Annotated in this window: 19 protein-coding genes and 1 riboswitch; of the genes, 5 read left to right on the top strand and 14 right to left on the bottom strand. The window is 27.1% G+C overall.

Going from position 1 to position 24,398, the window contains the following annotated elements; all coding sequences use genetic code 11:
* Positions 1–36: 36 nt before the first annotated feature.
* The gene (locus tag H8923_RS03570; RefSeq protein WP_153923709.1) at positions 37–3,999 is read right to left on the bottom strand and encodes an MBG domain-containing protein; all 3,963 of its coding nucleotides are present in this window, start codon (positions 3,997–3,999) and stop codon (positions 37–39) included.
* Between the two features lie 219 nt (positions 4,000–4,218).
* Entirely contained in the window at positions 4,219–5,418 is a 1,200-nt protein-coding gene (locus H8923_RS17580) for a L,D-transpeptidase (protein ID WP_279235021.1), read from the bottom strand.
* A 278-nt stretch (positions 5,419–5,696) separates the two neighbouring features.
* Between H8923_RS17580 and H8923_RS03560 the strand changes: the two genes are divergently transcribed.
* The 3 genes from H8923_RS03560 (at position 5,697) to H8923_RS03550 (ending at position 6,374) form a co-directional block, all read left to right on the top strand.
* Positions 5,697–5,912, top strand: coding sequence for a DUF1659 domain-containing protein (locus H8923_RS03560; RefSeq protein ID WP_153923707.1), 216 nt, complete (start codon positions 5,697–5,699; stop codon positions 5,910–5,912).
* 72 nt (positions 5,913–5,984) lie between these two features.
* Positions 5,985–6,212 carry a DUF2922 domain-containing protein gene (locus H8923_RS03555; protein WP_153923705.1) on the top strand — a complete coding sequence of 76 codons (228 nt, stop codon included), beginning with the start codon at positions 5,985–5,987 and terminating at the stop codon, positions 6,210–6,212.
* Between the two features lie 12 nt (positions 6,213–6,224).
* Complete coding sequence (locus H8923_RS03550) at positions 6,225–6,374, top strand: YvrJ family protein (RefSeq protein WP_153923703.1); 150 nt, start codon at positions 6,225–6,227, stop codon at positions 6,372–6,374.
* 72 nt (positions 6,375–6,446) lie between these two features.
* Here H8923_RS03550 and H8923_RS03545 read toward each other — a convergent pair whose 3' ends face one another.
* The 5 genes from H8923_RS03545 to H8923_RS03525 form a co-directional block, all read right to left on the bottom strand.
* Positions 6,447–7,412: an LCP family protein gene (locus H8923_RS03545; protein WP_153923701.1), complete on the bottom strand. Its 966-nt coding sequence runs from the start codon at positions 7,410–7,412 to the stop codon at positions 6,447–6,449.
* 193 nt (positions 7,413–7,605) lie between these two features.
* Positions 7,606–8,247 (bottom strand): AAA family ATPase, encoded by a 642-nt coding sequence (locus tag H8923_RS03540; RefSeq protein ID WP_153923699.1) that lies wholly within the window; start codon positions 8,245–8,247, stop codon positions 7,606–7,608.
* Between the two features lie 124 nt (positions 8,248–8,371).
* Positions 8,372–8,456: riboswitch (cyclic di-GMP riboswitch) on the bottom strand.
* 206 nt (positions 8,457–8,662) lie between these two features.
* Positions 8,663–8,917 carry a Mor transcription activator family protein gene (locus H8923_RS03535; protein WP_153923697.1) on the bottom strand — a complete coding sequence of 85 codons (255 nt, stop codon included), beginning with the start codon at positions 8,915–8,917 and terminating at the stop codon, positions 8,663–8,665.
* Positions 8,911–10,233: a replicative DNA helicase gene (locus H8923_RS03530; RefSeq protein WP_153923695.1), complete on the bottom strand. Its 1,323-nt coding sequence runs from the start codon at positions 10,231–10,233 to the stop codon at positions 8,911–8,913. The genes H8923_RS03535 and H8923_RS03530 overlap by 7 nt, the downstream gene beginning before the upstream one ends.
* Before the next feature lie 16 nt (positions 10,234–10,249).
* Positions 10,250–11,047: a conserved phage C-terminal domain-containing protein gene (locus H8923_RS03525; protein WP_153923693.1), complete on the bottom strand. Its 798-nt coding sequence runs from the start codon at positions 11,045–11,047 to the stop codon at positions 10,250–10,252.
* Positions 11,048–11,450: 403 nt separating this feature from the next.
* Here H8923_RS03525 and H8923_RS03520 point away from each other — a divergent pair, with 403 nt between their 5' ends.
* Positions 11,451–12,185 carry a helix-turn-helix domain-containing protein gene (locus tag H8923_RS03520; protein WP_153923691.1) on the top strand — a complete coding sequence of 245 codons (735 nt, stop codon included), beginning with the start codon at positions 11,451–11,453 and terminating at the stop codon, positions 12,183–12,185.
* Between the two features lie 35 nt (positions 12,186–12,220).
* Here the strand turns inward: H8923_RS03520 and H8923_RS03515 are convergent, their stop codons facing one another.
* The 3 genes from H8923_RS03515 to galU form a co-directional block, all read right to left on the bottom strand.
* Entirely contained in the window at positions 12,221–13,096 is an 876-nt protein-coding gene (locus H8923_RS03515) for a DUF368 domain-containing protein (protein ID WP_153923689.1), read from the bottom strand.
* Between the two features lie 133 nt (positions 13,097–13,229).
* Positions 13,230–14,204: an LCP family protein gene (locus tag H8923_RS03510; protein ID WP_153923687.1), complete on the bottom strand. Its 975-nt coding sequence runs from the start codon at positions 14,202–14,204 to the stop codon at positions 13,230–13,232.
* 419 nt (positions 14,205–14,623) lie between these two features.
* Positions 14,624–15,550 (bottom strand): UTP--glucose-1-phosphate uridylyltransferase GalU, encoded by a 927-nt coding sequence (galU, locus tag H8923_RS03505; protein ID WP_153923685.1) that lies wholly within the window; start codon positions 15,548–15,550, stop codon positions 14,624–14,626.
* 491 nt (positions 15,551–16,041) lie between these two features.
* On the opposite strand from galU, the gene H8923_RS03500 reads away from it, so the two are divergent.
* Positions 16,042–16,380 carry a hypothetical protein gene (locus tag H8923_RS03500; protein WP_153923683.1) on the top strand — a complete coding sequence of 113 codons (339 nt, stop codon included), beginning with the start codon at positions 16,042–16,044 and terminating at the stop codon, positions 16,378–16,380.
* Between the two features lie 185 nt (positions 16,381–16,565).
* Here the strand turns inward: H8923_RS03500 and galE are convergent, their stop codons facing one another.
* The 4 genes from galE to H8923_RS03480 form a co-directional block, all read right to left on the bottom strand.
* Positions 16,566–17,594 (bottom strand): UDP-glucose 4-epimerase GalE, encoded by a 1,029-nt coding sequence (gene galE, locus H8923_RS03495; protein ID WP_153923681.1) that lies wholly within the window; start codon positions 17,592–17,594, stop codon positions 16,566–16,568.
* A 2,009-nt stretch (positions 17,595–19,603) separates the two neighbouring features.
* Positions 19,604–21,181, bottom strand: coding sequence for a murein biosynthesis integral membrane protein MurJ (gene murJ / locus H8923_RS03490; protein ID WP_153923679.1), 1,578 nt, complete (start codon positions 21,179–21,181; stop codon positions 19,604–19,606).
* 153 nt (positions 21,182–21,334) lie between these two features.
* On the bottom strand, positions 21,335–22,603 hold the full coding sequence (locus H8923_RS03485) for an O-antigen ligase family protein (protein ID WP_153923677.1): 1,269 nt from the start codon (positions 22,601–22,603) through the stop codon (positions 21,335–21,337).
* Between the two features lie 676 nt (positions 22,604–23,279).
* Positions 23,280–24,365 (bottom strand): glycosyltransferase family 4 protein, encoded by a 1,086-nt coding sequence (locus H8923_RS03480; protein WP_153923675.1) that lies wholly within the window; start codon positions 24,363–24,365, stop codon positions 23,280–23,282.
* Positions 24,366–24,398: the final 33 nt, after the last annotated feature.

Below are 24,398 nucleotides of genomic sequence, written 5' to 3'. Positions count from 1 at the left end.
ACTAGCATCTCCCTTGCTAGTCTTTTTATATTTACTTTATTTACGTTTTTTCTTTCTATTTGCGAATAATCCTGCTAAAGCAGCCATTCCCATTCCTGCAAATCCTGCTATACCTGCATCTGAAGTTTGAGGATTTTTACTTGGTTTACTAGGCTTATTTGGTTTTACAGGTTTATCTGTATTTCCTGAATTATCATCTGAATCATCAGAGTTACCTGGATTTTCTGGATCCACTGGATTTTCTGGATCTACCGGTTTATCAGGGTTTTCTGGATCCACTGGATTTTCTGGATCTTCTGGATCTACAGTTGTATCTTCTTCTATAGTAAGAGTTCCTTCATTAACTGTATAAGTGTAGTTTTCAAGTTCTTGATCTACTACAGTTACTATGTATGTTCCTACTTCTTCTCCTTCTTCTCTTACTAATTCAAAGTCTACATTATCATCTCCAACTAAACCACTTATAGTATATTCAAAATCTGGATCTTCTTCTCCGTATACTTTACTTGCATCTTCTATAGTTACTTCTAATTCAGCTTTATTTATTGTGAATATTCCTGGATTAACTGAATAATTATAGTTATTTAAATTCAGATCTGTACTTACAACATTTATATCGTAAGTTCCTACAGTTTCCCCAACTGATCTCATTAATTCTATATTAATAGTCTCACCTAAAGCTAAACCTTCTACACTATAAGTAAATTCTTCTGGATCAGCTTCTCCATATACTTTTTCTAGGTCATCTATATTAATAGTTACATCTGCCTTTGTTATATTAAACTTGCTTATATCCATACTCTTGATATGAGCACTGTCGCCCATGAAAGTAGCTACAACTGTATATGATCCCACTTCTGTAGGTGCAGATTCTAACTTTTTCTTACCGCTATAGTAAGTATATTTAACATTAGCATTTTCAACTATTTCACCATTCTTATCCTTAACGATAGCTGTTGGTTCATATGCTAATCCGTCATACACCTTATCTGTAGATACTATATCTGTTTTTGTTGTAAACTTAGATATAGCGAATGTTCTCATTGCTAAACCTACTTTGTATTGAGGATCATCATATGAATAAGCTGTTGCAACATATACACCTTCCTTAGTTGGTTGTTTTGATGAGAAATGTACACTTCCATCTATAGCTACTCCAGAGTACATTATTTTAGCTTTATTTGTTGTTCCTTTGTATACAGCTTCGTGATTATAAGTTGTTCCAACCTTAATTACAGTTTTATCAGCTAATGAATCATCTGTAAACACAACCTTACTTTGTTCTCTAACTATTGTGAAAGTTCTCATTGCTAATGCTGCTGTATAAGCTTCATCTCCACAATCATAAGCTGTTGCAACATATACACCTGCATCTTCTGGCTTTTTAGTTGACTTATATTTTTCTCCTGATAAAGTTACCCCAGTGTATAATATGTTAGCATCTTTTCCACTTTCTGTTATAGTTGCTTTATGAGTATAATATTGTCCAACCTTTATTACAGCCTTATCAGCTAATGAATCATCTGAGAAAGATACATGTGAAATTTCTTTTACAATTGCAAAACTTCTCATAGCTAGTCCAAAACTATACTCAAGGTCATCATATGAGTAAGCAGTTACAACATATAAACCTTCTTGAGTAGGAGCATTTACACTGTGGTAAGCTTGTCCTGAAGAAGTAATTCCTGAGTAAACTAATTTAGCCTCATCTTCACTACCTTCAAATACAGCTCTATGCTTATATTCTTGATTTACCTTTACAACACCCTTATCTTTAAGAGAGTCTTCAGTAAATACTACTTTACTTAACTTTCTATGTACAAGTAAGCTTCCTACACCTACTGATACTTCAGCATTTTTATCTATTACTATTGCAGTAGCAACGTATGCTCCAGCTGCTTTAGGAGCTCCTAGTGAAACTCTTAAATTAGTTGGTAAGTAATCTAAAGCTTTGATTATTCCACTTACATCAACACCTAATCCTGATAAAAGTGATTCCATTTCAACTAAAGCTTTCTTTAAATCTGCAACATTTCCTATTTCTATTTTATTGATAACACCCATTATGACCTTAGATATTTCATCATCACCTAAGTTTAAGTCTATATATACAGAACCACCTAAATCATAATTAACTCCAGTATATAAAGATATATAACCACAGTTATAATCTACTGATACATTAGTTTTTATAGCAGAACCTGTATATTCAGCTACAGTGTTTCCAACCCTTACCTTTGGTTTACATTTTAATATTTCAAGCTCTCCACTTACAGTAAGAGGCTTATAGTTTTCATTACCTTTGAAAGTAGCAGTAAATGAATGCGTTCCTGCATCTTTAGGCTTGTACGGAACTGGTATGCCTAATATTGTCTTTTTAAATTCAGCTTTTCCAGTTTCTAAAACTTCTCCATTCTTACCTTTTACTGTATACTCTAATTCTTTCTCAGTATTATCATATACAGATGTAGTTGATCCAAATTCTATAGTAGCTTCTTCTCTTGCATCATATATTTCAAATACACCATTTTCATAATTAGATGGTTTGCATTGTTCATTTCCCTCATATGAAATGCTAAAATTATATGATCCTTCATCCACTGGATTAAACTTAACATTTTGACCTAACCAGTTTTTCTTGTAGAAATCAACATTTCCTTCTTTTACTATATTTCCATTTGAATCCTTAACTTTATAACCAACTATCTTTTCTTTACCATCATACGGTACTCTTAATTCATCTACTTCTATAGTAGTTTCTAACTTTTCTGAGAATACAACACTTAAATTTCCACCTTTAAAATCTGCAGGTATTGTATAAACACCATTTACAGCTTCTAAAACAGTATCCCCTAACTTAACAGAAGAAACAAATTGACCATCTTCAGCTTTTATAGTAAATCTATGCTCTTTACCAGCTTCTATCTTAATATCTTTTCCTTCTTCTAATTTTTCACCATTTATAATTATATAGCCATTTCCTTCTAAAGATATATTTAAATCATTTGTCTCTACAACAGGTACATCATCTTTAAACTCTACTTTTAATACACCAGCACCAACTGTAACTTGGTTATTAACTATATCCACTACAGGCTCTCCATCTAAAGTAACACTTCCTACAACTTTGCCTTCTGCTGGAATAAGGTTAAATGTATGTTTACTTCCTTTGTCTATATATGTTTTATTTTCTTCATGGAAGTATAAATTATCTTTTACAGGAACTATCGCTCCTTCTCCATCTTTTTCTATCGTTATTTCTTCTCTATCACCTTCATTTTTAAGTGAATATTTTATATTGATATTTCCAGTGATATGCTCTAATATACCATTTGACCATGTAGTAGAATCAATAGGTTTTATCTTAAGTAACTTCTCATTGTTTTCTCCATTTTCTACAGATGCTTGAGTAATAACAGTGCCTAAGTTAACATCTACTTCATAACCACTCTTAGGAGTTATCTTGATAGTCTTAGTACTATCCGATGTTTCTTTATCTATAACACCTGTTGTATTTTTATATACAGGCTTTCCAAATATATTCATATAATGGTCTTCAACATTAGTATAATTTGTATTTAATACCACAGTTTCTTCATCTAAGTCTAAACCTTCCATATTACCATAGTTGCTATTGTCAACTTTAATATTTGCAGTTACTTTTCTAGTATGATTTCTACGTGCTTCTTTAGTAGTAACTACATTTTTATTTTCAATATTATTTATTGTTGATTCATTTGTAACATTAGTTTCTTCTTTTATTTCTTGATTATTTTGTTCAACTTCATTTTTTTCATCTTCTTGTTTCACTTCATCTTCAATAACTTCTTCTTTAGTTATAGCTTCTTCTGTACTTTCAACTTCTTCTAATATATTTTCCTCTGACACGATTTCAGTGTTAGTATTTACTTCGTCTGCATATGCTTGTACTAAATTTACTGGCATTAAGTTTGCCGTTATAACAAAACTCAGGACAAGTGATACTCCCCTTTTATGCATATAATCTCCCCCTTAATTAATAACATTTATTACTTCTGCATTTTTATATTATCATAATGTAATTTGAATTAATTCTATTTTCAATCGCAAGTTATGACAGTGAAAATCGAATATTATTATATATTGTAGGTAATAAAAAAAAGTAGAAAACTATTTTATAGCTTTCTACCTTTTTTCTTAAATTTCTTCATATTATTACATATTTAGCATATATTTGGATTATTGTACTTTTGCTGTATATGATTCTAATTCCTTGATTACATTATTGTATTTCTTTATATAAGGATTATTTATTTGCATAGTATATTTATTTGAAGCTGTTGGCATAGTAACTTCTAACCCAACCTTAACCATTGATTTATGTGTTATATAAGCAGTTTTACCATCCTTACTTAGATAAGAATATTGAGAGTACTTATTTCCATTTGCATATGTTAAATACTTTCCTTTTCCTGCATTATTAATATAAATATTCTTTAGAAGTGTTTTCTTAGATGAAACTTTAGGTACATTCTTTTTAGCATCAGAATAAGAAACCTTGGAAAGCTTGCTTAACTCTTTTTTTATTTGTTCTGATGTTAATTTACCATCTTTAGCTTTTTTTAATATAGCATTAGCATCATTGTATTTTTTAATATAACTATTAGTAATAGTCGCCTTATATCCATTTTTTGAGCTTGGATTTGAAACAGTTAACCCAGCTTTAGTAGCCCACGTTGTTGGTATAAATCCTGTATCTTTCTTTTTACTAATATATGAATACCTAGAATAACCTTTACCATTTATATATGTTAAATACTTTCCTTTTCCTGCATCATATTTATACATTTCATGTATAGACCTTTTAGTTCCACTACTAGTACTTGTACTAGTTTGTGAACTAGACTGCAATTTTACATTATAGCTTTTAGCAATTTCTACAAATGATTTACTACTCTTAGCTATAATTACAGTAGTACCTTTTGGAACTTGATCATATAACCATCTTACATCCTTATTATGCATTCTTATACATCCACCACTTATATTTTTACCTATAGAGCTTGAATTATTATTACCATGTATGGCATAGGTAGTACCGTAAGTTCCTTTTAAATGTAATCCTAACCATCTATCCCCTAATGGATTTCGTGGACTACCTCCAGGTATCCCCCCTGAATAATATGGTCTATTTTTTATTTTATTAACAATTTTAGTTTTTCCTGTAGGTGTCGGTGAACTTGATTTTCCAGTTGCTATACTAAATTGTTTTACCATTTTACCCTTTTTATAATACCCCATTTTATTAGTTTTTGTATTAATCACTATGCAGTATTCTGGCGTAGATGAAGCTGCAAAAGAACTATGTACTCCTAATCCAATTATCATTGTTAATGACAGTAAAATACAAATAAACTTTTTCTTAAACTCTCCCAACATTTTTTCCCCCAAGTTAATATATAAATTTTCTTTATATATTAACTTTAACATCCTTTAATTAGATTTTTTATAACTTTCAATCGCCTTTTTCTTTTATTCTATGTAGTAAAATAACAAATTTCATCATTAATAATAAATATTATCTTCTTATTTTATGTTTTCTTTATATTTTCTCAAAAACTTCTAACATTGGTTAGTACTACAGGAGAACTCACTCGTATTATCATTAAATTAAACAAGGCACAAAGCCTTAAACAAATTCCAAGGAGGTACACACTATGGCAACAGAAATAAAAAATGCTTCATCTTTAAAGCTTCAATTTAACAAAGGGCTTGGCACAAATGGAAAAGCACAAATAGGCAGCAAAACATTCTCTAATTTAAAGGAAAGTGCAACTGCTGATGATGTCCTAGAAGTTGCAAATGCAATAAGTGACTTACAAAAGCATGACTTATACGACATTATAAAAATAGACTATACATCTATATCATAAAACTCACTATGTTAGTGTCGCCAACGGCTTAACCCGTTGCTCAAAATAATAAAATTATAGGGGGAATTAATTATGGAAACTTCATTAAAATTAGTAATGACTTTTAAATCTGAAGGAGATAAAACTGTTAATTTAACAATTGATGATCCTAGAGATGATATAAGTGAGACTGAGGTAATATCTGCTATGAACTTAATACTAGATAAAAATATCTTCTCACCAGATAATGTGGATTTAAAAGAAGCTGTTAAAGCTAAGGTTATTCAAACAGAAACTACTGAATTTGACCTTAAAGCATAGGAAGTGATATAAATGACAAATGAGTTATCAACTATCATAGCTAATGTTGGTTTTCCTATTGCTATATCAATGTATCTTTTGGTTAGAATTGAAGGAAAACTTCAAGTACTATCAGATAGTATTGCAGAACTTTCTAAAACATTGTTAGAATTTAATAAATAAAAATAAAAAATAGGAGTAGTTTAAACTACTCCTATTCTAATTAAAAATCCTAATATAAATCTATTGAATTTATCAATTTTCACCATATATAAAACTATGCCAAGCACTTAAATTAGGTTCTTTATCCCATTCTATTACCCAGCCTTTTTTATTGTTTATTATATGACCATTTCTATACTCTTCTAAAGGGAATTGAAATTGATCTATCTCTTTATCCTTAATATTAAGCGCTGTAAATCCTAAATTAATCATTTCCATAGGACTTATATTTGTTTTTGTATTTTCTATAATAATCTCAGCTGCCTTTTGATATTCTTTTACTTCACTATGTAAAAATTCTTTATATACACTTTCTGCAACTTCTCTATGTCTATTATCCCTTGCATAAGCACTATCAGTATATCTTATCCTACTAAATGCAAGCGCTTGATATCCATTTAATCTTTGCAGACCTGGCTTTTTTATGTACACCTTTTCAACTTTATCTTTTCTATTATAGTAATAATCATAACAAGCATCTATATATTTATTAACTTCATCTACATCCTTTTCTTCAACGGTTACTTCTACTCCACCTATTTCATCTATTATATCCATAAAAGAAACAAAGTTAACTGCAATATATTTATCCACTTTTATATCAAAATTCACATCAAGAACTTGCTTTAATAAATCTATTCCACCATATGCATAAGCATGAGTTAATTTTTCAGTTGAATGACCTGGTATATCTACATATGTATCCCTTGCTATTGAGCTTATCTTTATATCTTTATTTTTATTGTCAATTGTTACTAACATTACTGAATCTGATCTATTACTTCTTTCTACATTTTCACCATCAGTTCCTACTAATAGTATATTTACTATACCTTCCACTTCAGTTCCTTGTACTTGATCCTCTTTTTCTTCTGTATTTACTTTTTCATCTTTTACATACATTTTACTTAAATTAGAATATATAAATCCAAACCCGCTTAATACTATTATAAATATAATACTAAAAGCTACTATTAGTATCTTTTTTGCATTTTTCATAATTACTCCCCTTTTTTATTCATTTTGTTGATACTGTATATTTCTGTATCATTCATACTGATGGTTATCAATAATATAGAAATATACAATATATCTATGATTTTATATAATAAAAAATTCGTTTAACAAAAAAATCTAAGGTCTATCTTCCCTTAGATTCTTTATTATCTTATCTATTTTGTATATATAATCATTAAGCTATGGAAGCCTTATATCCTCCATTTATAGCATTACTAGTATATTCAACACAATTTATGAACTTAGTTCTAAACACATCTGCCCCAATCATAGAAAGTCTAGATTCAGCTTCTATAAGAGCTTGCTTGTCTTCTCCTTCTATAAGAACTGTCTTCTCTACAAAATTAGATAGCATCCATGCATCACTATACATACTTATAGCTGGTGTATTAATAATTATATAATCATATATTTTTTTAGCATTATTTATTAATGTCTTCATATTAATTGTTCCAATTATTTCAGATGGCTCTTCACAAATACTGTTGCTACAAAGCACATCAACCTTGTGATTTATAATACAGGATTCTATAGACTTACCTTCTGATAGTACTTCTATTAGTCCATTAGATATATTCTCCCTAAATCTCTTATTTGTTTTTGTATTTCTTAAATCTGCATCTATTATTAATACTCTTTTATTTAATTTGACAAGATTATCACTAAAATCTGATATAAAATTTTCTGTTATTATTTTGTTATCAGAACCAGTAACTACAATTGTATTTACATTTTTATAAAGTTCATAATAACCTTTCTTTTTTATGTAGTTTTTATACAATCTACCTAAAAAACAATTACTACTCATTACTCTCATTTTTATTTCTTCTCCTTATAAGAATTATTTTTAAGAAAAATAAAAAAACCATCTAAAAAGATAGTCGCCATAACAAGATAGTACCTGTACATATAGTACTATACAATAAAAATTAGTATTCTTTATTGGCAACTGGCTAGCATAGTAAAAAAACCTTAGCCCCTGTAGCTTTGCGTCCCTAAATTTCCTTAGGTTTGCCTATTTTATTTTCTTCATAGAATTACCTCATCATCTAGTATAAAGATATATTTTGACTATCGGCATTTCTTAATAATAATTTAATATTAATTTTAAAAGATGCTATATCAGATTGAAGCTGAAATAACATCTTTCGACAATATATTTCATGAATAATATAATACTATATTTTATATTGATTTGTATAGTTAATTTAGTCATAATCAGTGAATGATATTTATTTCTCCTTTAATATTCTTCTCAAATGTGCTTCACTAATTCTATAGCTTCTTGCCATACTTTTGTAATCTCCTTTAAAAGTAGCTTTCAAAATCCTATTTCTAACCTCTCTGACAATACAATTCTCCACAGGTACATAAATAGTAGAACCTCCAGCATACTTTACTAACTTCTTAAAAGCATCTAATCCAATCAAATCCGCTAACTCTCTATGAACCTGAGGTATATCCTCTAATTTTACCTTATTTAACATACATATCCCCCTATATTTTCTTTCATCTCCTGAAAATGAAGTCTTTGACCATTATATGCAAAATATTTATACCTTTTTTCTCCATCCCTACATTTTGCAATAATTACCTCTAAAATCTTAACTCCATTTTCATTAGCTTTTAATACACTTTCCTTCGTACGTCCTAATTTTTTACATATTTCATCTAAATCACTATCTATTGGCTCATGAATATATATAACATTATTACTATCGTGAAATAAAGCCTTAGATTCACGCATAGGCCTATCTCCTCTTGGTCTAAAATCTTTCATTTCATCATTCAACTGACTAAGCTGTATTACACTCATGTCAAAATCAAGTGTAATATTTTTCAAATCTCTAGAAATACTAGCAACTTCTCTTTCTCTATTAGTCATAGAAGTTGACGGTGACATAAGTTGAACATAATCTACTATTAATAAATCTGGTTTTATTTCTCTTATACGCTTTCTAATTTGCGCTACAGTATGTATTTTATCATTTATATAAATAAGGTTATTTTTATTTAAATCTGATAAAACTTCGATTATTATCTTCCATTCCTCAGCACTAATATCATTAGATTTCATTCTATTAGTATTTATGCCAGTCTTTTTAGTAATATTTCTCATAATTATCTGTTCCTTTGACATTTCCCGAGTAATAAAAAGAATCTTCTTTCCCTGCTTAACAGCATTTAACATAATCTGTAGTGCAAATGAAGTCTTACCAAGTCCAGATTTTGCTGCAATAGTTGTAAGCTCCCCTTTAAATAATCCTCCTACAACCTCATCCAAAAACGTTATCCCAAACTTTATTTTAGGACTCCCATTCCCCTCTAATAAATCAAGAACAGACTGACTTATGGAAACTATATCATCATTATACTTATTATCAGATACCAACTTTTTCATTTCATTTTCAAAATTAAATATACTTAAGTCCAAGTCTTCTCCAACAGTAACCTTCTTTAATAAAGACTGGCACTTATTTATGATAAATCTTCTATCAGCTTTTTCTTTTAATGTTTCTATATATGAATCTATACTATAAGTTCTACAAATAGAAGTTAAGTCAAGCAAGTATAATATCTCTACTTTTATTTCACTACCATCTAACTTTGTTTTTACATTTACCAAATCAATTGTCTTGTTTTCTCTTAACAATTCAACCATTGATAAATATATTTCTTTATTAAGATTATTATAAAAACAATCTTCATAAATTTCATCTAATTTGCTTGAAAGTGAATTATCAAGTAAAATACAACCTAAAAAAGCTTGCTCTATTTCAATAGCACTAACTAACTGAGACATATAAAAATATTCCTTTCTAATCATAAATAAAGTCTGGGTTCCAAGGATTATCATTTTCAGCAAAGTTTATTATTTCTTCTTTTATAATAGATTTTTCATTTAAATAACCTTCAAACTTGCTACTAAATAAAGTCTGCGGTCTTAGGTACTGCTCTCTATCGGTATTCTTCCATTGTTTTGTTTTATTTTCTATAACAATATAAAAATCTTCTAATATAAAATTCTCTCTTAATCTGGCATCGATTAGTGATTTGGTTTTTGGTGTGGTTGCTTTGAAGTTCTTTCCGGTTTCATTATTTAACTTATCAATAACCGCCTTATATATCTCTTTTTTATTTTTATTTAATTCTTTTTTAGATGTGTGTTTTTCCGTATCATTTGTAGTATCAACCTTAGTGTAATCCACTAGCTCTTGAGTATTGGAATCACTTAAGTTTATAGTATCTGATGTAGTATCAGGAGTAGTGTTGTTTGTAGTGTCACTAATAGAGTTATTTGTAGTGATATCTGTAGTCTTTTCTTTATTATCAAAAATGTATCTGTATATTGATGGTTCATTGGAACAATTACTTTTTCTAATACATTTTATAATTTCCATATTCTCGAAATCTTTTATTAATTTTCTTACTGTATTTATGCTAAAGTTTAAATCTTTTGCTAAATTTCTTATTGTAATCTTAAATTGACCTCTTTCTAATTCCCTACTTATTCTCTGAATATTTTCAAGTCTTATTATGTGATGATGAAATATTATTTTTTTAGAATCATCGTTCCTAAAGCTTAAAACAGATGGATTTATAGTATAAAATCCCATTATATAAACTCCCCCTCAATTGTAAATTATAAATTTATATTAATAAACTTTATTTAATATAATGGTAGTAATTTTTCGCTTCCATGTCAACATATTATACCTGTAATCTTTAATATTTTACAATGTATTTACTTAGTTTACTTTGTAATCGATAGGATTACATATTTTATCTACTTTATTTTATATCTACATAACCGTCCGCTTTTGTTAACATATTTTCAAAAAATTATTGCTGTTAACAAATGTTAACACTAGATAAATACACGTGTTAACATACTTGAGCATGTATAAATATAGTGTTAACATATTGTTAACAAATATAAATTGGTTTATAAATAATTACAGTTTTATGTAATTTTTGATATACTATTTATATATTATACAAATTCAAAAGGGGGAAAAAATGAATTTAGATCTCAAATACAGCCATCCTGGAGAATACCTAAAAGAAAAAAGGTTAGATATGAATCTATCTTTAAGAGGATTATCTTCTAAATCAGGTGTAAGTCATACAGAAATTTCAAAAGTAGAAAATGGAGAAAGAGAAAAACCAAGTAGTACTACTATTTTTAAAATGTGCAAAGCATTAGAATTAGACTTTATAGATATAGCACCTTTATTTAATATAGATCCAGCTATAGAAGAAGAGCTTATTGAAATTAGTTCATATTCCGAACTAGAATTAAAACCAAATACTAAACTTAATACAGATCGCATTAGACAATCAGAGATATATGCATTAAATCAAGTTTGTAAAGAAATCTCTGAAAAATATAGTATAAATATAAATTCAGATAACTTTAAAGAAGGATATAAACTTAGCAATAAAAGTGATGTTGATTTTCTATGTCTTACTGATAATGATATGGTCATTGGTATAGAAGTTAAGGTTATATCGAATAGACTTTTACCTCATCATTTACAGGGAATTAAGGGAACATTTGCTGATTTTTATTTTAGCTTTTATAATTCTTATAAGCCTGATAATATGCTATTTTTCGTTTGTTTTATAAGTGAAAGCGATGAAGCTTACGAGGCAATTTCGGATATTTATAAAGATGACTTTTATAAGTTTATGCCCATTTTAAATACTAGACTTTATAAGATGTCAATTGCACTAAATGAAGAGCAAAAATAAAACCCAAGTTCAAAAGAACTTGGGTTTTATTTTTGCTAAGTTGTTATAGATTCTATATTTTTCTTTTCTAATATAACTTTAAGTTTCTCAAGCGCTGGTACTAATGTACAACCTATCGCAAAAAATACTATGCTAAATGTCGCTGGGTTCATTGGTGGTTTAGGAATCTCAAGAGATGTAGGTCCCATAATTACTGCATATATAGATCCTATCATAAGACCTATTATACAATATATAGTCTGCGCTCTAAACTTTCTAAGTAAGCTCCTTACAGTTCTTACTGTTAAGAAAATTCCAGCCAAAATACCAAATCCAAATATTATTATTGAAGGCAAGTATTCAAAATTAAATTTAAGTACTTGTTTTATAGCGTTAAGTATTGGTGTATAAAGCCCAAATATTAAAAGTATAGTAGATCCTGATATACCAGGTAAAACCATAGCTGATATAGCTATCATTCCAGATATAAATATATATGCTCCAAATGCTAAACTTAAATTATCCGCTCTAACAGAAAAACTGTGTCCTTTACTTGTAATTGGATTAAAGTATGTTATCCCACAAACTACAATTATCCCTATTATTAAAAATATTATATTTTTATTATTGCTTAATAAAGTTTTCTTTTCTGACTTAACTATTATTGGAATAGACGCTATTATAAACCCTAAAAATAAAGAATTTATTTCATATATATTTTTTTCAAATATAGTTGTTATAAATAATACAGATAGTATAAAACCTACTACCCATCCTACTCCAATTTTAGTTAAAAACTTTAGTGCATTAATTCTTCCTATTTTGTCTCCAGAGATTATGTTATTTAATGAATTTACAAAATTATCATAAAACCCTAATATAAATGCTATGGTACCACCTGATACGCCTGGTACACTATCTGCTAGTGCCATACAAAATCCTCTAATAAAGTTTAAGATGTATATAAAACCACCTCCTATTAAATTTATCAATCTTATCCATTATACATTATATAACAGAAAAAATATGTCGTTTTTTGCTAGGAATTTTATTTATATAAATATTTTATTCAGCATCTTCTCCATATATGAAACTATGCCAAGCATTTAAGTTCGGTTCTTTATCCCATTCTATTACCCAACCTTTTTTCTTACTTATTATATGACCATTTCTATACTCTGCAAGCGGGAACTGGAACTGTTCTATATCTTTATCATTAATTTTAAGAGCTGTAAATCCTAGATTTATCATCTCCATAGGACTTATATTTGTCTTCGTATTTTCTATAATAATTTCAGCAGCCCTTTTATATTCCTTTGAACCACTATTTAAAAACTCCCTATAAACACTTTCCGCAACTTCTCTGTGTCTATTATCCCTTGCATAAGCACTATCTGTATATCTTATTCTACTAAAAGCAAGTGCTTGATATCCATTTAATCTTTGTTTTCCAGCTTCTGTTATATACTGCTTTTCAACTTCATCTTTTCTATCATAGTAATAATCATAACAAGCATCTATATATTTATTAACTTCTTTTACATCTTTTTCCTCAACATTAACTTCTACTCCACCTAACTCATCCATTATATCCATGAATGAAACAAAGTTAACTGCTATGTATTTATCTACTTTTATATTGAAATTAACTTCAAAAACTTCTTTTAAAAGATCTATTCCACCATATGCATAAGCATGTGTTAATTTTTCAGTTGAATAACCTGGTATATCTACATAAGTATCCCTTGCTATTGAACTTATTTTTATATCCTTATTTTTATTATCAATAGTAACTAGCATTACAGAATCTGACCTATTACTTTTCTCTACATTTGCTCCATCAGTTCCTACTAATAGTATATTTGTGATACCTTCCACTTCAGTACCTTGTACTGTATCATCTTCTTTTTCTTGTGCATTTACAGCTTCATCTTTTACATACATTTTATTTAGATTAGAATATATAAACCCGAATCCTCCTGCACCTATTAAAAGAATTACCGACAGTGTTGCTAGTAATATTTTTGTTATCTTTTTCATGATATTCCCCTTCTTTATTTAGTTACATTTTACTTTTTGTTATTTTACCAATATATTGTAACAAACTTCGGCTAATTTAGAAATTAATTTGTATAATTCTTCATAATATCTTCATATTATTTTTGAATATTATAAAAGCCAAAGAAATACTTCTTCAGCCTTTAATATCATTTCTATAGTGGTTATTATTTATTTTATAAATCCATTAGAGTTTTTGCTATGCCAATTCCATACATCTTATATTAACTTTTCTAAAGAATCAAACTTAGGTTAATCCAAGAACAGCTATGCTTTTCGCTAGATACTATAAATACTACTGGGTCATCCGCTCTTCTTAGTTCTTCTATTTCATATATTATAAATATTAATTATATTAATTTATAAAAGGCCTGTATGCATCACAAGCCTTTTATTTCTATTTATTCTACTGTAATAGCTACTTCTTCTACATTTTTGTTTTCATTAGAAAATTCTTTTGATTTACCTTTTGATCTTAAGAATTCCATAAATCCATCTCTAAGCTCTGGCCTCTTAAGAGCAAAATCAACTGTAGCTTCTAAGAATCCTAATTTATCACCTACATCATATCTTCTTCCTTCAAAGTTATAAGCATATATAGCTTCCTTAGTAGCTAAAGTTTGAAGAGCATCAGTAAGTTGGATTTCTCCACCTTTACCTGGTTCTTGATTTTCAAGAATATTGAATATCTCTGGAGTTATTATATATCTTCCAAGTATAGCTATATTTGATGGGGCTTCTTCAACACTTGGCTTTTCTACCATGTCTTTTACTTTGTATACTCTATCTTCTATATGCTTAACATCAAGTATTCCGTACTTATCAGTATCTTCCTTTGCTACTTCTTGTACTCCAAGTACTGTAGTTTTGTACTCATCATATGTATTTATAAGTTGCTTTAAGCATGGTACCTTAGCATCTACTATGTCATCCCCAAGTAAAACTGCAAATGGCTCATTTCCTATAAAGCTCTTTGCACAGTATATTGCATGCCCAAGTCCTTTTGGTTCTTTTTGTCTTATGTAGTGTATGTTTACCATGTTTGATATGTCTTGAACCATTTTTAACATTTCATTCTTTCCTTTTTGCTCTAGTTCAAGCTCTAATTCTACTGATCTATCGAAGTGATCTTCTATAGATTTCTTGCTACGTCCAGTTACTATTAGTATTTCTTCTATTCCTGACTCTATTGCTTCTTCTATTATGTATTGTAAAGTAGGTTTATCTACTATTGGTAACATTTCCTTTGGTTGTGATTTTGTTGCTGGTAGGAATCTTGTTCCTAATCCTGCTGCTGGTATTATGGCTTTTCTTACTCTTTGTTTCATATTGCTCTCCCTCAATATTAAATTTATTTTTTATATTAATTATTAAACTTATATGAATTATCTCTGTTAAAATACAAAAGTGCTACCTTATGTATACGTTAAGATAGCACCTTTTACTCTTACTTATTTTCAGAAAATATAATTCTTATAATACCATTTTCATAATCTATAAAAATCGCGCCAGAAATTCTTATAGATTAATTTAATAAGTAATAAATAATAGAAATATAATAAATATTATATTTCTATTATACGCTATATATCGACTATTTTCATTAATAACAACTCATCAAATATCGACAATTATTGATATATTTCTCTTTTTAACATAGATACTTGTTCAGCAATTATCTTAATATTAATCCTACCATATTTATAGACTTTAACTGCTTTATTCAAAGTAACGTGTTTTTTGATATTTAATTATTTATTTTTATATACTCTCATATACTCTGTATAAAGTAGATATATATTCTTTAAGGAGATTTTTTATGAAAATTAGTGATTCTAGGAAGATTAAGGTATTAAGTTTAGTTTGTTTGATGCTACTTAATATGATACTTTTCTTTGTATGCTTTAGGTTATTTGTTCGTATTATTAATGTGTTTGTTTATTTTACTGGTTTGGTTACTTTATTTTTGTGCACCATATTTTTTATCGTTGTTATTATTTTTATGATTTATAGGATATCTATTAAATTTAGACATTTTAAGAGAGTTGGTTTAAGATTAGATGAAGTTTTAGATATGGCTTTATCCATTCAATATAGATTGGTCTTAGCTTTTTCTTTGATTGATTTAATATTGTTTTGTGCTTATTATAATCACTAAAATAACATAAAGAAAGGCTAACATTTCCGCTCTCTGTTAGCCTTAACTTTACAATAAAAAATTATATAATAAGTGGATATATGAAATTGAAATATAAAAATAAAATAAAAAATTATGAGTTATATTTTAATCTTTAACAATAATTAAAAGTTTTATACATCTATTTTCATAGTTTATTATCAATGCTATAACGATTCAATTACTTGCTTATATCCATTAGGATTATTACTTTGCCATCTCCATGCATCCTCACACATCTCTTGTATTCCGTACTTAGCTTCCCATCCAAGTTCTTTATTCGCTTTAGTTGGATCTGCATAGCACATGGCTACATCTCCAGGTCTTCTATCAACTATTTTATAAGCTACTTCTCTTTTACTAGCCTCACTAAATGCATTCACCATATCTAAAACACTATATCCATTTCCAGTACCTAAGTTATATGTAATTAGCCCACAATTTGTATCTAGTTTATCTAATGCTTTTAGATGACCATTTGCTAAGTCAACAACATGTATGTAATCTCTAACACCAGTTCCATCAGGTGTATTATAATCATTACCAAATACATTTAACTCTTTTAATTTCCCTACTGCTACTTGAGATACATAAGGCATTAAGTTATTTGGTATATCATTAGGATCCTCACCTATTAATCCACTACTATGAGCACCTACTGGATTGAAGTATCTAAGTATAGCTATATTAAAAGTACTATCTGCTTTTGCTATATCTCTTAACATATCTTCTATCATTAGCTTAGTTGCTCCATATGGATTTGTTGTACTTAATGGAAAATCTTCTGTTATTGGACATGTATGAGGATCTCCATATACTGTTGCTGATGAACTAAATACAAACTTCTTAACATCATACTTTTTCATTAAGTTTAATACACTTAGTGTATTTACTATATTATTTGTGTAATACTCTAATGGTTTTGCTACCGATTCCCCTACCGCTTTATATGCAGCAAAGTGTATTACTGAATCTATTTTATTTTCTTTGAATACTATTTCTAATTCGTCTTGGTTTGTTGTATCTATTTCATAGAATTTAAAATCTTTATTTGTTATTTGTTTTACTCTATCAAGAACTATAGGATTACTATTTGAAAAGTTATCTACTATAACTACATTTTTATTATTTTCTAAGAGCTGAATTACTGTATGACTCCCTATATATCCAGCCCCTCCTGTTACTAATACTGACATATTTTCTCTCCTTTTATTATACCATAATAAGTTTAAAATCTTTTTTATTATACTTGATTCATTTCGAGAAAATTGTCACTTCTTGTAGATAATCAAAGCTTATTCTCTAATATTTCTTATATGTGCCTCACTTATACCATAACTCTTAGCCAATACCTTATAATTCCACTTAAAAGTATGCCTAATCAACCTAGTAACACAAGTCTCCTTCGGAACATAAATCACACATTCACCTATATACTTAACCAACTATTCACCTTATTTCTCCCAAATGGTACTACCTTTAATTTTAAAATCCTAGCAAATTCGCCTATACTTAATGCTTCCTCACTTATAAATTCTTTACTTATAACTTTTTTATTTCTCTTACCGTCTATATTTTCTTATATCATTCTTAGACTTAGATCTAAAACTTCTCTTAGCTTGTCCAATACTTCTAAATTACTTTTATATTATTTCATAAATTTAACCTATTTTATTCCTCTAAGTTTCTAACTTATATCTAAATTATATGTGAATAGAGGTTCATATATAATTTAATTTTAGTTCTTTTTATATCAATATATCTACTCTTAGACATATAATTTAAGTAATCGTAAATACTAATTCCATTGCTTTCGAACTCTTTTGTATCAAAAGCTTCTAAAAGATTTAATTTTATATTTTTATAATTTTGCAAATATTTAACTCACACTCCATAATCTTTATCTAGCATTTTATTAAAATATTTCTTGTCTTTATTATATATACTCTTAATATTTCTAACTACTAAAATGTAATCATCTATATTTCTTATTGATTCTATTGTTTCACTTCTTTTTCTTTCAAGTATATATTCTAAAAGCTAAAGTCTAAAGGATAAAACTTACCAAATAACTTTCTTGCCCCTTCTATACTAATATTTAAATTTATTATAATTTATCTTTCAATATCCTCATATTGTTTATATATATGTTCTTCTATAAAATTTATTAGTCTATTAAATTTATCTAAAGAATTTTCTATGTCTTTAGAAACATTTTTAAATTTACTCATATTCTTCTCTACTCCCAAACCCATAGCTTTTTTATTTTATATTTTTATTTCATTCCACATTGGTTAACAACCCATAAACAGGCAAAATTTAGAATAATCTCTTATTAATTTATATATATATCTTTTTATTTTTATCTATGTCATTTTGAATTATATAGCTAAATATAAATATGTTTGTATCCCTATTCATGAAAACTCACCATTAATTTATGCATGTAGCGCCTCATAAATTAATCCATCTAAAGCAGTTTTGCAAGTCTCATATGACTTAAAAATACCTTGTTTTTATATTTTAAATAAATATCTTTTAAAGAAAGATTTTTATTCTTTCCTTTTTTATATCTAATATTACATTAAATAATATACGGTAATGGCACTTTCACTAATTTCAATATTATTTGTCAATTTGCCATAAAAATGTGTACCTAAATACTCTTTAGTTTTCTTTATCAAAGTCTTATATTTAGATAAATCATCATATATATACTCACTCATCAATTGTAGATTTATTATATTCAAAAATCTCTTTAGTACTATGCTCTTCTGTAAAATTAGGATAAATCAATAAACTATCTTTAAATGTAAAGTCTAATATCACTACTTCCATCTTCATATATACATATTTTCTTAAATTTATTATCTAGCGATATTCTTGATAAGTTGTAGCTAATTATAATGCCTTTTATTATATCTGAAGTGTTATTGTTTATATTTTCTTTGATATAATTTACGTATTTGTAAAATTCTAGTATTTATGCTTTTATTGCTTTAAAGTTTATTTTATCTTCCTTTTATTTTGTAATACTATTATATAATAAAACTTTAGATAAAATTTTCTATAGCTCATTGATTTTTCCAAATTTCTATTATTTTTTTCTAAAGGTAGATTCTTTAATAAAAAGTAACCCCTTAGAGTATTATTAGGTAAGCATTTTTTACTTATATCTACTTTAAAGGGGAAGTTAAAGTCTACATTAATTTTTAATTTTTTTCATTCCATTATATTCAAATTTTCTATTTGATTTACTCTTAACCATATTGACTACAACATTAACTTCTTCTACTTTAAATAATACTACTAATACAAAATAAACCATAGCTCCAACACCTATAGAGCTAAATAATACAACTACATCTTGTATAAGCCCTGATCCTATTATATTATTATCTAATAAATTATAAACTAATCTTGTAATCCCCCCCATACAAACTGCAGCTACCAACGATTTAGCCATAGTACTTATGATCTTATCTTGTCCAAAGTATCCTATTTTTTTCTTCAAACTATTAAATAATAATGCTATACATATAAGTGCCGAAATACTAGTTGCTAATGCAAGACCTACGTGACCTAAAAATCTTATTAATATAAAATTTAAAACTATATTCATCCCCATAGCAAGAGCTCCATTAACCATAGGTGTCTTAGTATCTTGTAAAGAATAAAATACCTTATTCAGTATCTCTCTTAAACTAAATCCTATCATTCCTATGGAATAACATGATAAAGCTATAGCTGTCATATTGGTAGCATCTGAATTAAACGCTCCTCTTTCAAATACAACCCTTACAACAGGATTAGCTAAAACTATAGCTCCTACAGATATAGGAATTATTAAAAGTACAACAGTATTTACACTTTGAGCTACAGATTCTGCAAATTTTTTCTTATCACTTTCATTAGATAACTTAGATAAATTAGGATATATAACTGCTGCTATAGTAGATATAAACAGACCTAATACAAATGAGTTAAGCCTATTAGCACTATTTAACACTGTTATAATACCATCTCCTAATGTAGATGCTAAGCTTCTATCAACAATAGAATTAATTTGATTAACACCTACTCCAATAAAAACTGGAGTAATTAACCATAGCATTTTTTTCAAATACTCATCATTTAAATTTACATATAACTTGTACTTATATCCATTCTTTATTGCAAAAGGCAATTGAAATAAAAACTGACTTACCATAGCTATCAATGTTCCTATAGCCATTATATTTATATTACCTTTGCTACTTATAATAATACCTAGTATTATACATATATTAAAAGGAAAACCAATCATACCTGGTATAGCAAACTTTCCACTTATTTGTAACCAAGCTGTCATCATCTGACTTAGTGCTATAAATACTATTCCAAATATCATTATTCTAGTAAAATCAACTGCTATTTTTAACTTATCCCCCGAGAAATCCATTGCAAATAATTTTACTAACGGTTCAGCAAATATATATCCCAATATAGATACAATTATTGTTATAAGTGTTACTATATTAAAAATATTATTTGTAAACTTAAGTGATTTTTCTCTTTGATTATTTTTATCTAATTCATAAAATAAAGGTATAAATGTTGTTGCAAGAGCTGTTCCTACAGATGTAAACAGTGTTATTGGAATAGTCGAAGATGTTATATATACATCTGAAATCTCCGTTGCTCCATAAACATATGTCAAAGCTAGCTCTCTCGCGAAACCTAAAATCTTAGATAACAAAGTAATTATCATAAGCACTATTGTTGTCTTAGCCACCTTATTCATAAATCCCTCCCTATATAATACTTCATTCTATCAGCTTATTTTTAGTTAAATCTTATTACCGATAGTATTTTTTCAAAACACATGCTCTATCTATGAAAATAAGTCAAGAAAATTTAAACCAATTCATCTCTATAACTTTATAAATTAGAAAACTTAACTTTTTATATATTTTGTATCTGATCGATATTTTTCTAATTGTTTAAATATATTATTAAAGATGAATATATAAAATACCCACATTACTCTAAAGTTTTCTAGATTCAAAGTAAAAAGTGTTACAAATATACAATTCATAGAAAATAATAAACATACATTCTCTTTTCTATTTAAATTATATACTCTTATTAAATCTACATAAATCTTAAATGGAAACCACATAAAAGCTACAAATCCTATAATACCTAGTTCAGCTAAAAAACTTAAATATGTATTATGAGTTAATATCTTCATTGTACTTAAACCCAAATCAATACTTGTATCTATATACATCCCTATACCTGCACCTAATATCGGATAATTCATCCAAATTATAATAGCTCCTATCCACTTAGAAATACGCGAGTCACTTCGTATTGTTTCTGACATATCTCCTAATCTATCCATTGATAATTCTAATATGTTGAATCCAGTCATTATGTTTACACTTAGTATAATAAGAAGTACCAATACCAAACAATAAATAATATTTATAGATATTTTCTTTATTGCTTTAAAATCATGATTAATAAAGCTTATAAATATAGTTATTGTTGTAGCAACTACTACAGTTATTATTGCTGCTCTTGATGCAGTTAACAATAGTGCTACAATACTTAAAATTATATTTATACCTATTATTTTATTCTTAGTATATATATTATAAATAATAGATATACTAAGAGATATCAATAAATATATTGCTAGTAAGTTTGGATCGTTAAATGTACCTGTAGCTCTAAAGTCCATACTCCAGTTTGTCCTTATTCCTATAAGATATAATACAACACCCGCTATTGATGTTATGCTAACTATAATAGTAATTTTATTCCAACTTTTTATAAATATTTCTTTGAACTCATTTCCATAAGTCATAAATAAATAGTTAAAACATATAAAATAAAATATGTTTATAGCTATTTTAAATGTATTTGTAATTCCTCTTATTGTTTGACTTGTTTCATAAATTATATTTGTTTTTAACAAGTTTATTAGTAAAATAAATACTATACCTATAATATATAGTGTAGGTAAATTATCATATGTACCCTCAAATTTTTTTATACCATTTCTCTTGGCACTAGGGTTCATTATTATCTGAACTAAAATCATCGGCAATATTAAGTCACTAAGAGCTATGTTAAACTTTGATCCTGACTGTAATCCTACCATAATTGGTAAAGTAATTATCATAAGTGTACTCATGTTTTTTAAAGTTTTTTGCATGTTACTAACCTATACCTTCTTTAAATATATATTCTAACTCCTTGATGATTTATATAATATTGTATTTTCATACTATTTTTTTACATATTTTTTAGCAAAATAATCTATTTATCATGTATATTTAATCACTTTAGTAGTTTTATTATAACTATTTATTTCAACTAATTTAAGATTTTATTTTAGATATCAATTTTCTTATATAAATTTAAATGATAAATTTACTAATTTCCATAAATTGTATTATACTTGTAAATAATACTACTATACAATATAAATAAATAATCTAATATTTATAATTTCGAGATTAAAATGCGTATTTTATTTCTTTATATAATCTAAAATATTCACTACCCTTAAATCAATTATTAAATATACATTAAATTCATCTATTATTTACTTGACAAAAATATGTTTATAAGCTCAATTAATATCTTAGTTATTTCCAAATAGCTCAAATTTATAGTATTAGTTATACTGATTAAGAAAAAATAAATTAGCTTATTAAATGTTAATTGAATTTTTAAACTAAAATTTTATAATTTTACTATACTTGTTTACTTTAAAATTTTTTAAATATAAATCAAGTTTAATCTATTAGTTTATTAACTTCTAAAAAAGTATTTCTATAATGTCCAATTAATAGAAACTATGATAAATATTTTTAATCTAAAACAGATTAATTATTAAATATATTCATCATAGTAATGTTAACTACATCAGCTTTATTAAAATATTTTTCTATATGATTTCTCGATTCTTTTCCCATATTCATTTTCTCTTCAAATGGTAACTCTATAAACCTTTTTATTTTTATATATAAATCTTTCTCATCTTTAGGAGTACATAAGAAACCATTTTTATTTTTGTTTACAGCTTCTCTACATCCGCTTATATTATTTGTTATTATCGGTCTGCCCATAGATGCTGCCTCTAAAAGAGTATTTGACATTCCTTCATGGTATGAAGGTAACACTATACATTGACTACTTTTTATATATGGCTTTACATCGTCTACTCTTCCATAATATTCAATAATTTTATCTCTTGATAATTTTTCTATTTCATCCTTATAGCTTTCTTCAAAATTGCCTAGTATTTTAAATACAGTTTCCGGATAAATTTTTTTTATATTTTTAGCTACTGAGAATAACTCTTCTACTCCTTTTTCTTTCATAATTCTACCCATAAAAAGAAATATTGTTTTTTCATCATTTTTCAAATTATAAAATTTAAATTCATCCAGGTTAACCCCAGCACCATTTAATACTACAGATTGCCTGGAATTTACAATTTTATATTTAATCATTACATTTTTATTTTCCTCATTTTCAAAAAAAACTTTCTTAGCTTTCTTTAACCCCTGTCTATATAAAAGTATGATGCTTTTTTTTAATAGTTTATTCCTCTCAAAAGCACTTCCGAGACCTGTTATATTAGGATAATATTCTATATTTTTTAATCTACTCGCTATTCCCCCGTATATATTACATTTAATTGTGTATGTTATTATTTTATCTGGTTTGAAATCACTTAATAAATCTGAATATGCTTTTAATAATTTAAAGTCACTTATAGGGTTGATTCCTCTTCTATCTATTTTTGTATTTATAACTTTACATCCTATTGCCTCTAATTTTAAATTGTATACTTCATTATAAGGAACCGATACAATTACATCATGTTCATTCTTTATTTCTAAAATTAATTCTTTCCTAAACTTATATAGACCTTCTGCAGAATTTGCCAAAATCATAACTTTCATTTAATTTCCTCCTTAAGCAGCATATAAAAAATA

It is taken from the genome of Romboutsia faecis (assembly GCF_014323405.1).
Lineage (GTDB): Bacteria > Bacillota > Clostridia > Peptostreptococcales > Peptostreptococcaceae > Romboutsia_E > Romboutsia_E faecis.
This window is presented reverse-complemented; position numbering and strand designations above follow the sequence as displayed.

What these genes read in the sequence shown, in the direction of transcription:
- H8923_RS03570 (WP_153923709.1), bottom strand. Translation starts at nt 3,999, where the DNA reads ATGCATAAAAGGGGAGTATCACTTGTCCTGAGTTTTGTTATAACGGCA.
- H8923_RS17580 (WP_279235021.1), bottom strand. Translation starts at nt 5,418, where the DNA reads ATGTTGGGAGAGTTTAAGAAAAAGTTTATTTGTATTTTACTGTCATTA.
- H8923_RS03560 (WP_153923707.1), top strand. Translation starts at nt 5,697, where the DNA reads ATGGCAACAGAAATAAAAAATGCTTCATCTTTAAAGCTTCAATTTAAC.
- H8923_RS03555 (WP_153923705.1), top strand. Translation starts at nt 5,985, where the DNA reads ATGGAAACTTCATTAAAATTAGTAATGACTTTTAAATCTGAAGGAGAT.
- H8923_RS03550 (WP_153923703.1), top strand. Translation starts at nt 6,225, where the DNA reads ATGACAAATGAGTTATCAACTATCATAGCTAATGTTGGTTTTCCTATT.
- H8923_RS03545 (WP_153923701.1), bottom strand. Translation starts at nt 7,412, where the DNA reads ATGAAAAATGCAAAAAAGATACTAATAGTAGCTTTTAGTATTATATTT.
- H8923_RS03540 (WP_153923699.1), bottom strand. Translation starts at nt 8,247, where the DNA reads ATGAGAGTAATGAGTAGTAATTGTTTTTTAGGTAGATTGTATAAAAAC.
- H8923_RS03535 (WP_153923697.1), bottom strand. Translation starts at nt 8,917, where the DNA reads ATGTTAAATAAGGTAAAATTAGAGGATATACCTCAGGTTCATAGAGAG.
- H8923_RS03530 (WP_153923695.1), bottom strand. Translation starts at nt 10,233, where the DNA reads ATGTCTCAGTTAGTTAGTGCTATTGAAATAGAGCAAGCTTTTTTAGGT.
- H8923_RS03525 (WP_153923693.1), bottom strand. Translation starts at nt 11,047, where the DNA reads ATGGGATTTTATACTATAAATCCATCTGTTTTAAGCTTTAGGAACGAT.
- H8923_RS03520 (WP_153923691.1), top strand. Translation starts at nt 11,451, where the DNA reads ATGAATTTAGATCTCAAATACAGCCATCCTGGAGAATACCTAAAAGAA.
- H8923_RS03515 (WP_153923689.1), bottom strand. Translation starts at nt 13,096, where the DNA reads ATGGCACTAGCAGATAGTGTACCAGGCGTATCAGGTGGTACCATAGCA.
- H8923_RS03510 (WP_153923687.1), bottom strand. Translation starts at nt 14,204, where the DNA reads ATGAAAAAGATAACAAAAATATTACTAGCAACACTGTCGGTAATTCTT.
- galU (WP_153923685.1), bottom strand. Translation starts at nt 15,550, where the DNA reads ATGAAACAAAGAGTAAGAAAAGCCATAATACCAGCAGCAGGATTAGGA.
- H8923_RS03500 (WP_153923683.1), top strand. Translation starts at nt 16,042, where the DNA reads ATGAAAATTAGTGATTCTAGGAAGATTAAGGTATTAAGTTTAGTTTGT.
- galE (WP_153923681.1), bottom strand. Translation starts at nt 17,594, where the DNA reads ATGTCAGTATTAGTAACAGGAGGGGCTGGATATATAGGGAGTCATACA.
- murJ (WP_153923679.1), bottom strand. Translation starts at nt 21,181, where the DNA reads ATGAATAAGGTGGCTAAGACAACAATAGTGCTTATGATAATTACTTTG.
- H8923_RS03485 (WP_153923677.1), bottom strand. Translation starts at nt 22,603, where the DNA reads ATGCAAAAAACTTTAAAAAACATGAGTACACTTATGATAATTACTTTA.
- H8923_RS03480 (WP_153923675.1), bottom strand. Translation starts at nt 24,365, where the DNA reads ATGAAAGTTATGATTTTGGCAAATTCTGCAGAAGGTCTATATAAGTTT.